General features: G+C 39.0%; 12 protein-coding genes. 7 read left to right on the top strand and 5 right to left on the bottom strand.

Translation table 11 applies throughout. The features are described from left to right. The first annotated feature begins 39 nt into the window (after positions 1–39). Positions 40–990: an isopenicillin N synthase family dioxygenase gene (locus F952_RS03815; protein ID WP_004922437.1), complete on the top strand. Its 951-nt coding sequence runs from the start codon at positions 40–42 to the stop codon at positions 988–990. Beyond that, positions 983–1774 carry an alpha/beta fold hydrolase gene (locus tag F952_RS03810; RefSeq protein WP_004922434.1) on the top strand — a complete coding sequence of 264 codons (792 nt, stop codon included), beginning with the start codon at positions 983–985 and terminating at the stop codon, positions 1772–1774. Before F952_RS03815 ends, F952_RS03810 begins: the two co-directional genes overlap by 8 nt. A gap of 64 nt (positions 1775–1838) precedes the next feature. On the opposite strand, the gene F952_RS03805 is transcribed toward F952_RS03810, so the two are convergent. The 4 genes from F952_RS03805 to F952_RS03790 all read right to left on the bottom strand — a co-directional run bounded on the left by F952_RS03805 (position 1839) and on the right by F952_RS03790 (position 7007). Next, entirely contained in the window at positions 1839–2816 is a 978-nt protein-coding gene (locus tag F952_RS03805; protein ID WP_004922430.1) for an MBL fold metallo-hydrolase, read from the bottom strand. 126 nt (positions 2817–2942) lie between these two features. Further along, positions 2943–3854, bottom strand: a complete 912-nt coding sequence (locus F952_RS03800) for a putative phage abortive infection protein (protein WP_004922428.1) — start codon at positions 3852–3854, stop codon at positions 2943–2945. A gap of 68 nt (positions 3855–3922) precedes the next feature. Beyond that, positions 3923–5980 (bottom strand): methionine--tRNA ligase, encoded by a 2058-nt coding sequence (gene metG, locus F952_RS03795; protein WP_004922425.1) that lies wholly within the window; start codon positions 5978–5980, stop codon positions 3923–3925. A gap of 181 nt (positions 5981–6161) precedes the next feature. After that, entirely contained in the window at positions 6162–7007 is an 846-nt protein-coding gene (locus F952_RS03790; protein WP_004922422.1) for a nucleoside-specific channel-forming protein Tsx, read from the bottom strand. 800 nt (positions 7008–7807) lie between these two features. On the opposite strand from F952_RS03790, the gene F952_RS03785 reads away from it, so the two are divergent. From F952_RS03785 to F952_RS03775, 3 genes are all read left to right on the top strand, one after another. Beyond that, positions 7808–8272, top strand: coding sequence for a hypothetical protein (locus tag F952_RS03785; RefSeq protein WP_026056890.1), 465 nt, complete (start codon positions 7808–7810; stop codon positions 8270–8272). Between the two features lie 150 nt (positions 8273–8422). After that, positions 8423–9646, top strand: a complete 1224-nt coding sequence (apbC, locus tag F952_RS03780) for an iron-sulfur cluster carrier protein ApbC (protein ID WP_004922417.1) — start codon at positions 8423–8425, stop codon at positions 9644–9646. Positions 9647–9820: 174 nt separating this feature from the next. Continuing rightward, positions 9821–10696, top strand: coding sequence for a 5'-methylthioadenosine/S-adenosylhomocysteine nucleosidase (locus F952_RS03775; RefSeq protein ID WP_004922415.1), 876 nt, complete (start codon positions 9821–9823; stop codon positions 10694–10696). Here the strand turns inward: F952_RS03775 and F952_RS03770 are convergent, their stop codons facing one another. Next, positions 10697–11263 carry a DUF2062 domain-containing protein gene (locus F952_RS03770; protein ID WP_004922413.1) on the bottom strand — a complete coding sequence of 189 codons (567 nt, stop codon included), beginning with the start codon at positions 11261–11263 and terminating at the stop codon, positions 10697–10699. A gap of 429 nt (positions 11264–11692) precedes the next feature. On the opposite strand from F952_RS03770, the gene F952_RS03765 reads away from it, so the two are divergent. Together F952_RS03765 and dcd are read left to right on the top strand one after the other, a co-directional pair. Then, a complete protein-coding gene (locus tag F952_RS03765) occupies positions 11693–12286 on the top strand; it encodes a LysE family translocator (protein ID WP_004922410.1) in 594 nt (197 codons plus the stop codon). A 97-nt stretch (positions 12287–12383) separates the two neighbouring features. Next, the gene (gene dcd / locus F952_RS03760) at positions 12384–12953 is read left to right on the top strand and encodes a dCTP deaminase (protein ID WP_004922407.1); all 570 of its coding nucleotides are present in this window, start codon (positions 12384–12386) and stop codon (positions 12951–12953) included. Positions 12954–13148: the final 195 nt, after the last annotated feature.

Below are 13148 nucleotides of genomic sequence, written 5' to 3'. Positions count from 1 at the left end.
TGCCTTCTCGATATAACATTTAAAAAAAGGTAATACATCGTGACCCAGCATATTCCGATCATTTCTATTTCAGGTTTGTTTAGTCCATTGCTTGAAGATCGCTTACAGGTTGCCATGCAAATGAAACAGGCATGTGAAGATAACGGCTTCTTTTATATTGCAGATCATGGTGTTTCTAAAAACTTACAACAGAAAGTATTTGAACAAAGTCGGCAATTTTTTGATTTACCGACAAATGAAAAAGAAAAAATTCATAAGAAAAACTCGATTGCCAATCGTGGTTATGAACCGTTAAAAAATCAGACGCTAGAAGCAGGAACACCTGCTGACTTAAAAGAAGGTTTCTATGCTGGACGTGAATATGCGTTGGACAGTCAGGCCGTATTAAACAAAAGATTTAACCACGGGCCAAATCAATGGCCCGAACAATTTCCTGAATTTGAATCGACCATGCAGCATTATCAGGCTGAACTTGAAGTATTGGCTAAACATCTGATGCGAGGTTTGGCGCTTTCGCTTAATTTAGATGAAAACTATTTTGATGACTTTTGTCAGGATTCTTTGGTGACTTTACGGCTACTTCATTATCCGCCACAACCTGCCAATCCTGAGCCAAATGAAAAAGGTTGCGGAGCACATACCGATTTTGGTGCATTAACTTTATTACTCCAAGATCAACAAGGAGGCTTGCAGGTATGGGATAAACATACCGAAAGCTGGATTGATGCACCTCCAATTGAAGGAACATACGTAATTAATCTAGGTGATTTGATTGCTCGCTGGACCAACAATCATTACAAATCGACCGTTCATCGAGTCATTAATAAATCTGGCAAACAACGCTACTCAGTTCCATTTTTCTTTGGTGGAAATCCTGATTATCTGGTCAAATGTCTCCCAGATTGCATGTCAGAAAGTGAGCCATCCTTATTTGTACCTACCACAGTTGAACAGCATCATATCGAAATGTATCGGAGAACCTATGGCTAAGCATATTGTATTGGTACATGGCGCTTGGCAGGGCAGTTGGTCATTTGATTTGATCAAGCCATGGTTGCAGCAAAAAGGTTGGACAGTACATGCAGTTGATTTACCTGATAATGGCTGGAATAGTGACACTCAAATTACAGCCAGTCAGCAAAGCTATTGTGATTATGTGGTACAAATGATTCACAACATTGGTGAACCCGTAGTATTGCTCGGACATAGTGGTGGTGGATTAACCATTTCAGCGGTCGCTGAGCAGATTCCAGAATTGATTTCGCACTTGGTTTATCTGGTCGGAATGATGTTACCCTCAAACATGAGCTTTCTGGACTTTAAAAAGCTCTGTGAACAACACTTTCCAGATGAAGACTTTTCAGGCATTTCACCTTATCTCACTTTTACAGATGATGGCTACAGTATCGTAAGTTCTGAAGGTGCAAAAAAAATATTCTTGCAAGATTGCGAACCTGCTTTGGCAGAACAACTGATTGAAAAACTCAGACCTCAGCCAGAGGCAGGACGTGATTTAAAACCTGTCTTAACGCCTGAGCGCTTTGGTTGTGTACCACGTATTTATGTAGAAGCGCTGAATGATCAGTCTTTATCAATAAACATGCAACGTTTGATGCAGCAGCTTCAGCCTAACAAACTGCAAATCATCGCCATGCAGACAGGCCATGTACCACAAGCTGTACAGCCAGATCTATTGGTTGAAAAACTCAATCAGATTCTTTCACCAGATAAAACTAAAATCCAAATTGATACAGGAGAGAAGGCGGCAGATTAAGCCACTTTCTCTATTATGCTATTTATGTGGTCTCGGAATGATCGTGATTTAAACACAAGGAAAATTAATCTTTAAAATGTATAGGCATCCATTGATAGCTTTTTCCATCTGCCGAATACACATGCCCAATTCCTGGAAATGGTAAATGCGGTGCGGCAATGGTTTGTCCATGTTTGGCAAAATCTGCAAATTGCTTTAAGCGCGTTTGTACGGCTTGTTGTGGGTTAATATCATATTCAATGGCTGTTTTTGGCCGATCGAACTGCACTGTGTGCGAGTGAACAATATCACCAATAAATACTACGGTTTCGCTATCAGTTTTAAGGGCATAGCTAAAGTGTCCCGGTGTGTGACCTGCGGTACTGATCACCTTGAAGCCTTGAATTTCGTCACCAAGCTTATAGGTTTTAAAGCGTTGTTTAGCCTGATATGGTGCAAGCGCTGCTTTGATTTTTTCGACGGTACCCAAGTAGCCTGCACGTTTGGCTTCTGGCACTTTACTGGTCTGCTTTGCATCTAACCAATAATTGGCTTCATCTTGCGAAGCATATACAGTGGCATTTGGAAAATTGGCATTGCCGTCTTTACTGATGCCGCAAACATGATCGGGATGTAAATGAGTCAGTAAAATGGTATCGACCTGTTCAGGCTGGTAGCCTGCTGCTTTTAAATTGGTCAAAACAGAACCTAAATGCGCCCCGAAGCAACTGGCGGCACCACTATCGACCAGTACCAGCGATTTTCCAGTATTGACCAAAAATGCATTGACTGAGGTTTGAACGCCTTTCTCCTGATCGGCATAGTATTTCTTTAAAATTTCATGTACTTGTTGCTGTGGAATATTTTTAAACAGCGTAGGTGACATAAAGTTTGTGCCGTCGAGCAGGGCAGTGATTTGAACATTCCCTGCTTGATATTGGTAATAGCCTGCGACTTGTTTTTGTTGCTCGATCACTGGCAGTGTTTTGGTCGTTTCTGCATGGCTCAGTAAAGGGAAGCTACTCAAGAACGAGATAGAAAGGAGTAGTGCTGTTTTTTTCATTTATGAGTATTCTCTAGATTTGTTGAATCGTCTATTTTTTAGCATATGAGGTGATTTTTTTCATCTGTTTTCTTGATATAATAAGGAATCTAAGAAAATGGAAAGATACTATAGTATTGGTTTTATTTAATACTCCTCTTCTTCATATGTTATATTGAAAAAATCTTTAGGATTGTAGCCATCACAATATTCGAAAGGAATATTTTTTAGTAATTCATATTTTTCAATATATTGATTATTTATCCATTTTCTCCCAAATCGAGATATAACATTAAAAAATATAATATATAGTTCAGCATTAGAAAACTGTGCCCGATAAATTTTTATTAGATTTTCTTTCTCTTTTTGGTCTAAAAAATTAGATTCATCAACCATTTTGATCAAATTATACATGTTCCTGAAATAAGCACTAAGATAGGTTTGATTAGCTCTGACAAATTTTCCATCTCCTCTTTTTACTAATTCTCCTTGTATTTCATTTATCATACTTAAATTAATAAAGTTATACTTTTCAAACTTCTTATAAATAAAATCAGTCCAAGATCCTTCTATTCCATAATAGAAAATTATATAACTAATATCGGCAAGATCTTTTTTTGAAAATGGAACACTATTTTTCTTTAGCACTATTTCAGTTGTATCTAGAATACGTTTGAATTGTATTTTAAACTGAATAAAGGCACGTTTACCCTCTACTAATCCATTTTCTGGCTTTAGATGCGGAATACAAATATGATTTAAATGCTGATTGTGGTAATCAATCATCCTAAAGAAATGATTTTCTAAAACATTTTTTTGAACCTCATTTTTTTGATGGATAATTGTATAAATTAATAAGAATACACTTGATGCACTTAAAAGTGTTCCTATTAATCCCCCGTAGAGATTTCCAAATTGTGCTGATAGTTCTTTATCTATTATTAGTGATTCACCGACATGAAATGTTTGATTTGATGTAATAAAAAAAGATCCAAATATGCATAGTAATATTAAAAATACTGGAATATAAAGACATGAATATTTTATAAAATTGTTCATATTTAAATTTATAACTTAATGAAAGCCCCACTAAAATATAGCAGGGCTTTTTGAAGCTGTCTAAAAAATTAAGACACCTTATCGCCCGGTTTTGCACCGCTGTCTGGTGAAATTACCCAAACACCGTCGCCATTACCCGCAGCTAAAACCATACCGTTAGAAATACCAAAACGCATTTTACGTGGTGCAAGGTTCGCTACCATCACCACCAGTTTGCCTTTTAAATCTTCAGGCTGATAAAACTCACGAATCCCGCTAAAGACATTGCGCGGTTCAGCTTCGCCGACATCTAAAGTCAATTGAAGCAGTTTGTCTGAGCCTTCAACTGTCGCAGCCTCTTGCACAAGCGCTACACGAAGGTCAACTTTTATAAAGTCTTCAATACCAATAATTTCAGCTTCACCTACTTTTGGTTCAGGTTTCTTCTCGACTTTCTTCTCTTTTTTCTTTTCCGCTTTTGGTGCTTCCGCTGTAGCAGCCAACGAATCTTTAGATGCATCGACCATCGCAGCCACAGCTTTCGGATCTACACGTTGCATGAGTGGTTGGAACTGTGCAATTTCGTGTGCAAGCAAGATTTGCTGACGTGATGCAAAATCAAAGCTTTCAAGTTGTAAGAAAGCCTGAACTTGAGCAGCAAGTGTTGGCAGCACAGGAGACAGGTAAATCGCAAGCTGACGGAATAAGTTAATCCCGACTGAGCAAACGTTATGAACTTGTTGTTCTTGACCCTCTTGCTTCGCAAGCGCCCACGGTTTTTTCTCATCGATATATTGGTTGGCTTTGTCGGCCAGTGCCATAATTTCACGAATTGCAGCGCTAAACTCACGCGCCTCGTAGGCTTGTGCAATAGAGTCGCCTGCATCGATAAAGCTTTGTACCAGTTCTGGTTCTGCACAGTTTGCAGAGAGGGTATTGTTAAAGCTGCTATTGATAAATTTGGCACAGCGGCTGGCAATGTTGACCACTTTACCGACCAAATCAGAATTTACTTTTTGTACAAAATCATCCAGATTCAAATCTGAATCTTCCACTTTGTCCGAAAGTTTCGATGCAAAGTAGTAGCGCAGGTATTCTGGATTCAGGTGCTGTAAATAGGTTTCTGCTTTAATAAATGTACCGCGTGATTTCGACATTTTCTGACCATTGACCGTCAGGAAGCCATTAACGAATAAACCACTTGGTGTACGGTAGTTGGCACCTTCAAGCATCGCTGGCCAGAACAGCGCATGGAAGTAGACAATGTCTTTCCCAATGAAGTGATAGACTTCGTTTTGGCTATCTTTTTTCCAGTAATCGTCAAAGTTGAGCTCTGGGCGCTTGGCTTTGATGTAGTTTTCAAAGCTCGACATATAGCCAATTGGCGCATCGACCCACACGTAAAAATACTTGTTGGGTGCATCTGGAATTTCAAAACCAAAATACGGCGCATCGCGTGAAATATCCCAGTCGGCTAAACCTGCTTCAAACCATTCATCTAGCTTGTTGGCAATCGATACCGGCAAACGGCCTTCGTCACGTGTCCATTTTTGTAAGTATTCACCAAAGTTGGGTAACTTAAAGAAGTAATGATCTGACGATTTTTCAACGGGTGTTGCACCGCTCAAAGTCGAACGCGGATTCAGTAATTCGGTGGCATTGTAAGTAGTGCCGCATACTTCACATGCATCGCCATACTGGTCTTCTGCTTTACATTTTGGGCAAGTGCCTTTAATAAAACGATCTGACAAAAACATTTGTTTTTCAGGATCGAAAAGCTGGGTAATCGGGCGAACGGCAATATTGCCTGCTTCACGGTTTTTTAGGTAAATATCTTCAGAACGTACTTTGTTTTCAGCGCTGTGAGTCGAGTCGTAATGATCGAAATGTACACCAAATCCGTCAAAATCGCGGATATGTTCTTGTTGTACATTGGCAATTTGCTTTTCTGGCGAGATTCCATTGGCTTCGGCACGTAACATGATTGCCGTACCATGAGCATCATCCGCACATACGTAGGTCACATCATGGCCCATTGCACGCATGGCACGAACCCAAATATCTGCTTGGATATAACCGAGTAAGTGGCCCATATGGATGGGTCCATTGGCATAAGGGAGGGCGTTGGTGACTAAAATTTTACGCACGGATTGGATTCTCTCATTCGTATTCATAAGACCGATGATTCTAACTGATGAACCCGAGAAAACAAAGCAAGGCATGGCTTGACAGAGAAGGGAAAATTAAAAAAGAGCACTTAGATGAAACGCTTAAAACAACTCAAGCCTGCGAGCAGGCTTGAGGGAGATAAATCAAGAGATGAAATACTTAGAACTGGTAACCCGCAGCGACGTAGTAGCCCCAACCATTGCTATTTTGCACAAAGTCACCGTTGCCCCAGTTGGCAATCGCGCCGTCTTTAAACTGACCGCCATTATGGAAATAACGTGCAGCAGTGAATAAACGCAGATGCTTCATGTTATAAGAAAAAACATGCGTTGAAACCAAAGCTTCATTGGTACGGTTCGGGTCTTTATCGCCAAGTTTTGAACCAAAGTCATAGTTGGTAAAGGTGAAATAGTTGAGCGATGCGCCATTATTAAATGAATAAAGCGGGTAGAAAAACTGAACCTGTAAACGTCCGCCATCATCTGAGGTATATGAGTTTGGCGCGCCGTAGTTTTCCCATTGCTGTTTTGCAAACACGTTTACATTCATACCAAGTTTGGTGTGGGTGTCAATTGAGGTACCCAAACCATAGTACAAGGTATTTTGGCTGTTATTCGAGTGACCACCAGCGTCTACGATCCAGTCAGTTGCAAAGAACCAGTCTTTAAATGGCCCAACAGAGAGATCTTTACCCGTTAAACGATTGAACGAAACTTTTGGCTGGTTTTCAGCAAATAGTTTAGAACCGTCTTTGTCCCAAACGCCTTTGATGTTGTCATTACCACCAAAATATTTTGGCGCATCAAAATAACCATACCAATCGATTGGCCCAGTTTGACCATAATATTCAAGCTCAAGATAAGCATTTTCTACCGTTTTTGGAGAAAATTTGATGTTATTGCTATAAATACCCCAAAGTGTAGCATTCACATCGGCATTGGCCTGTTGTACACCCAGCAAAGTGGTTGCAGCTAAAAAAACAGTGCTTAACGATTTAAGAGACATTATTAGAACTACTCCAACATCATAAAATTCGAGGCATATCGGAAGATGCCAAATCAGTTAATTCTTTAGAAAAAACGAACGCAAGCAAAGCTAAGCAATGAGCATGCCAGCATACATAACAAGTGCTTTCGTCTTGATATGCAGATCACTTTATTCAGATGCGCGTGATTTTATTTCATTTTGCAAACAAATTGTTAACCTTTGTAAATAAAGAACTATTTTGAGAAATTTACTGAAAAGTATTTTTTTTTAATTTTATATTTTTCATAATCTTATTTTTATTGATAGACAAATCTTTTTTTGATACAGAATCAAGTCTAAGTTAGATATTCCCCATCATTTAGAAAAAGTTTAAGAGACGCTTGATAAAATTGAATGAGCGGAGAAGGTTGAACGTATGCATGATTAATGTGCATAAAATTTACCATTTGGTGCATTTTTTAGTTTAATTCCCTTAAATTGAAAGCAATTTGAGTGGTAAACAGTGCAAATGACTGGTTTAGTCATCAATTAATTTTGTAAAAGAGTGGCTATAAAATTTTGTCATTATTAAATATCGTAGTGAGATGAAGTCTTATTGCTGATTTGACAAGGACTGCTAATAACGTAAAAGAAATTAGTATATTGAAAATAAAGATAAAACCGTTCGATACAGCATGTATCATCTTTGTTGCAAATTGCATTTTTTAAACTACCCACTTGCAATTCGTTGTATAAAAGAGGGTAAGTTTATTGCCATTGATCACGATCAGGCATTACAAAAGTTTAATTTTAATCGTAATGACAATGAGGATAGCGACATGACAAACCAAAATAAATTAGATGAATTGAAAGATAAAGCTGCAGATTTGGGTGATGAATTAAAACACAAGGCAAAAGAGGCGAAGCTTGAAGGTGAAAAAGCAATTGATGACCTGAAACACAAGGCTCAAGAAGCAAAACTTGAAGGCGAAAAAAAACTGGATGATCTAAAAAAAGATGCTGAAAAAGAGCATTCTGAACAAAAAGCAGCTTTTGACGAAAAAGTTGATGATGCAAAAACAAAGTGGGATAGCGCAAAACACGATGCCCAAGACAAGTTTGATCATCTTAAAACAGAAGCAAGCCATAAGCTTGAAGAAGCTAAGCTCAAGGCACAAGAGCTTAAACATGACGCTTCTGAAAAACTGGATGAACTCAAAGCTCAAGCCACTGCAAAGTTTGACGAACTGAAAAAAACAGCAACAGATACACTCAACAAGTTTAAAAATAACGATAAGGGATAAAATTGATCCTTATGGTATGAGATGAATCTCTGGATGTTCAGGTTTCTGTAAGTAAAATGAAACATTAATTGAGCATCCAGTGAGTGAGCAAATAAAAAATACTGTTAAACTAAGCTCCAATTGATGCATATCTCTGTTGGAGCAACTGAAATGTCTTGGCTTTCTTCACTTAAATCCGTGTTTTCACCATCACAAGAAGTTAAGGAAGATGATGTTCAAACCATATTGCAATCGTATTCACTTGAAAATTCTTCATTTGTACTCAAAGATCGAATTACCCAGATTAATGTCGAAGGCCGTATACTTCAACTCACTATAAAAACCTTTCCCGAAGAAGCCGATCATTTACAGCAAATTCATGATGAGCTTGCAGATGCATTACAAAAAGCGGGCATCCAAGAACTGAATTTACACGTGATTCAGCAGAAAACAGCACCTCGTACAGAGCCAAAATCAAGTTCATCCACCACATCATCATCCAGTCATTTACCGCCTGTAGTCGATGCTTCTGCATCACCAACACCCGATCCAAATAATCCACCCATCCAGAAAAAAGCACCTATACAAAGTGAAGTGCCTGCTCATCCACGTATAAAAAACGTGATTTTGGTTTCTTCGGGTAAAGGAGGGGTAGGCAAATCCACGACTACCGTGAATCTTGCTTTGGCGCTTCAAAAGCAAGGTTTAAAAGTGGGCGTGTTGGATGCCGATATTTATGGACCGAGTATTCCAACCATGCTTGGCAATGCAGGACGTACTCCTAAAATTGAAAATGAAAACTTTGTACCACTTGATGCTTATGGGCTTGCTGTACTTTCGATTGGACATCTAACGGGTGATAACAATACGCCTGTTGCATGGCGTGGCCCAAAGGCCACAGGTGCCTTAATGCAGTTGTTTAATCAAACTTTATGGCCAGATTTAGATGTATTGGTCATTGATATGCCACCGGGTACGGGTGATATTCAGTTAACCTTGGCTCAGCGTATCCCCGTAACAGGTGCTTTGATTGTGACGACTCCTCAAAATGTAGCCTTGCTTGATGCAAGCAAAGGAATTGAATTATTTAACCGTGTCGGTATTCCAGTTGTGGGTGTAATTGAAAATATGTCGACACATATCTGTTCAAATTGTGGTTTTGAAGAACAAATTTTTGGTGTTGGTGGTGGTGATAAACTTTCTGAGCAATATGATATTCCATTGCTTGGACGTTTACCGTTGAATGCACAAATTCGTGAAAATGCCGATAAGGGTCAACCCAGTGTGATCGCGCAAGATACTGCTGCTGAAAGTTATCAAATGATTGCACAGGCGCTCTGGACTCGTGTAGAGCAACTCCCGCAACGTGCGCGTGATGATAAGCGTATCTTTTAATTTGAAAACTCGTTCATCAAGATATGCAGGAATATAGTGTAAGGATTATATTTTTTATTAGATTCCTTATATAATCATGCTATCTATCTGATTATTTAAATTTTATTGATTAGTTTTTTTGAACGATTGGCATAAAATTTGCTAATTATTTGTTTTTGAATTTAAGGATAACGAATGAAGTTTAAAGCGTTGTTTACTGCACTTGGATTATGCTCAGGTTTGTTTTTGACCGCATGTAGTAGCCATTATGTTGCATCTACTCCCTCAGTTGAAGTGAAGTCAGCATTGAAACCGATTATTATTCAGGGTGCTTTACCCGTCGAGTCTGAGCAAATGGCATCCAAACTCAGTGATGTCAGTGTAGAAACAATTGGTGGATGGAAATTCTGGAAAGGCACGTATCACGGTTATCCAGTGATTATCTCTAAAACCCGTATGGGCATGAGTAACTCAGCCGCTGCAACTGCGATTGCGATTGAGCGCTATCAACCTGTTGCGATTATCAATCAGGGCACATCGGGCGGACATGATCCGAAGCTCAATGTGTACGACATTGTGCTTGGCCAATACACCACGAATATTGGTGCATTTAAAACGCCTCATCGTCCAGTAGGCGGCGGTTCAGATGCATTGACATGGAACGAAGCTTTTGATGTATTACCAAAAGATGAATCTGATCCAGAACCAATCGCAATTCGTAAATTTACAGCAGATCAGGGCTTAATGGCTGCTGCTCAGCGTGTAAAATCGACTTACAGCAAAGGCAAAGTGGTAGAAGGTACGATTGGTTCAGCAGATGTTTGGAATAACGAACTTGACCGTATCAAATTCTTCAACACACGTTATGGTACATCTGTAGAAGAGATGGAAGCGGCATCGGTTGCACAAATCGCTAGCCAGTTTAATGTTCCATTTATTGGCATTCGCGTGGTGTCAAACAACATCACGAATAATGGCAAGTATGATGGCGGTACAGGTGAAGCGTGTCAGGAATATGTTTTACATGTCGCTGAAGATTACATGAAAAATCTGAAAGCAAAAACCAATTAATTACTTAAGGTCGAACTGCGGTTCGGCCTTTTTTTGACGTCTTTTTTGACGGTGTCGCATGATACTCCAGCGCCAGAAAATTTCTGTGGCTGCATATAGGCATAGCGCCAGCACCAATGCTTCAATAACAAGTCCAGACATCAAAATTTTGGCAAGACTCAGGTCAATATGGCCGTGTCCAAAATGTTTGATCCAATTGCAAATCTGATGTAACACCCCCAGCATCATGTCTTTATTGATCATATGTACATGGTAGATTTTGCTGCCTAGCCAAAAACCAACATATAAAATAGGTACTAGGGTAAGTGGATTACTTAACCAAGCCAGTGCAAGGGCCACTGGAAGATTCACTTCAAGCAGTAATACTACTAAAATGATTAGTACACTATGAAAAGGGATAGGAAGTAAGCCAAAGAACGCACCAATAAATACTGCTCTAGAGATAGATTTGCGATTGACATACCACAGCAACGGATTCAAGGTTCTTTGACCAAAAAAACGCATCAACTTTAACTTTGATACCTTTTCTGGTGAAGGAAGCCAGGATTGAAAAAATTGCTTTGCCATAGACCTATGATCATATAATAAAGATGACGCTGAGTTAAAAATATTCAGATAACCCAATGCATTACAAATTGATATAGTGCAGATAGAAACTTAGAAAAAGCTTAACACCACATCATAGCAGTGTACAAAGACAGATAAAAAACCTTGATTACCGCCACGTTACGCCTTTTACGAAATGAAGTCAAATGTGCTTCGTCCCGATTGTAATTTAAGCGCTAACACCGACTTTGATAAAAGACAAACATGAAATTAATGACATAGAATTGACAATTGTGACTGCTGCGTTTTATTGGTTTTTACCTGCTAAGCTTTTATAAAATATTGAAATTTTCAATGGTTGTCACATTCTATTTCAAATGGATTAAGTTTATTTTGTCACTTGATGCTATATTCATTTTGGTCTTGTTGTATACAGGGTGAGGTCATTAGATGATTTCATGGTTTTTTATTGGTCTGGTCGCGGCAATCTTACTCACTCCTGGGCCTACCAATACGCTTTTGGCGTCATCGGGTATTCAGGTGGGGATTCGTTCATCATTACGTCTTATTCCTGCCGAGTCTATAGGTTATATCATTGCTATTTCCTTTTGGGGATTATTAATTGGCATGATCTCGCAGCATTTCCCAATGTTGCCGACTATTTTGAAACTGTTAAGTGCCTTTTATATTGTGTATTTGGCAATCAAGCTCTGGCGTACTGCCAATCATGAGCAAAGTCTGATTCAACCGACCATTCGCGTTAGTGAACTGTTTTGTGCAACGCTGCTTAATCCCAAGGGGCTATTGTTTGCTTCGGCTATTTTTCCTGCTTCTGCATGGCTTAGTTTGCATGCTTATACTGTACATATGCTGGTATTTTTGGCGCTCATTCTACCCATTGCTAGTTTTTGGATTACGGTGGGAGCCTTATTGGCAAAAAAACAAACTCGATGGTTAAATCCATGTAATTTACAGCGTACGGCATCGCTTATATTGATTAGTTTTTCAGTTCCACTGAGTTATTCGGCCATATTGAAGTTTTAATGTGGTGCAACAATAAACAGTATCCAACTTTCCCTTGAGCTTGTATTTACGTTAAAGTAATGCCAATTTTAATTTAACTGTTGTGGATAATTGAAACATGGCGATTAAGTCGGATCGTTGGATTCGTGAAATGAGTGAAAAACATGGCATGATTGAGCCCTATGCTGAAAATCAGGTACGTTTTAACGCGCAAGGGGAAAAACTGATTTCTTATGGGGTATCCAGTTACGGTTATGACGTACGCTGTGCACCAGAATTTAAAGTTTTCACCAATGTCCATTCAGCGATTGTCGATCCTAAAAATTTTGATGAAAAAAGCTTTATCGATATTCATTCCGATGTATGTATTATTCCGCCAAACTCGTTTGCACTTGCCAGAACTGTTGAATATTTTAGAATTCCGCGTAATGTCCTAACCGTTTGTCTGGGTAAATCGACTTATGCACGCTGCGGTATTATTGTGAATGTAACGCCGCTTGAACCAGAGTGGGAAGGGCATGTAACGCTAGAATTTTCAAATACCACCAACTTGCCAGCGCGTATTTATGCGGGTGAAGGTGTGGCTCAGATGTTATTTTTTGAAAGTGATGAAGTGTGCGAAACTTCTTATAAAGATCGTGGTGGTAAATATCAAGGGCAGACAGGCGTGACCTTGCCAAAAGCTTAATCTATTTCAAGCGATTAAAAGCAAAAGGCGATATAATATCGCCTTTCGTTTATCGGAAAAGTTTTTTTTTACATGATTTTTTTTGCATTTGTTTAAAGGATAAGCATAATAGAAATTGAGGAAAGGTTGGCAAAAAATAGCTAACCTTGTGGTGAGCTTGGAAGCTTTCTACAAAATAAAATCAAGAAAAAGAAG

Source organism: Acinetobacter baylyi DSM 14961 = CIP 107474 (assembly GCF_000368685.1).
In the GTDB taxonomy this organism is placed as follows: Bacteria; Pseudomonadota; Gammaproteobacteria; order Pseudomonadales; family Moraxellaceae; genus Acinetobacter; species Acinetobacter baylyi.
This window is presented reverse-complemented; position numbering and strand designations above follow the sequence as displayed.

Bases quoted from the DNA above. Each gene is read 5' to 3' on its own strand.
- F952_RS03810 (WP_004922434.1), top strand. From the start codon at position 983: ATGGCTAAGCATATTGTATTGGTACATGGCGCTTGGCAGGGCAGTTGG.
- F952_RS03805 (WP_004922430.1), bottom strand. From the start codon at position 2,816: ATGAAAAAAACAGCACTACTCCTTTCTATCTCGTTCTTGAGTAGCTTC.
- F952_RS03800 (WP_004922428.1), bottom strand. From the start codon at position 3,854: ATGAACAATTTTATAAAATATTCATGTCTTTATATTCCAGTATTTTTA.
- F952_RS03790 (WP_004922422.1), bottom strand. From the start codon at position 7,007: ATGTCTCTTAAATCGTTAAGCACTGTTTTTTTAGCTGCAACCACTTTG.
- F952_RS03785 (WP_026056890.1), top strand. From the start codon at position 7,808: ATGACAAACCAAAATAAATTAGATGAATTGAAAGATAAAGCTGCAGAT.
- apbC (WP_004922417.1), top strand. From the start codon at position 8,423: ATGTCTTGGCTTTCTTCACTTAAATCCGTGTTTTCACCATCACAAGAA.
- F952_RS03775 (WP_004922415.1), top strand. From the start codon at position 9,821: ATGAAGTTTAAAGCGTTGTTTACTGCACTTGGATTATGCTCAGGTTTG.
- F952_RS03770 (WP_004922413.1), bottom strand. From the start codon at position 11,263: ATGGCAAAGCAATTTTTTCAATCCTGGCTTCCTTCACCAGAAAAGGTA.
- F952_RS03765 (WP_004922410.1), top strand. From the start codon at position 11,693: ATGATTTCATGGTTTTTTATTGGTCTGGTCGCGGCAATCTTACTCACT.
- dcd (WP_004922407.1), top strand. From the start codon at position 12,384: ATGGCGATTAAGTCGGATCGTTGGATTCGTGAAATGAGTGAAAAACAT.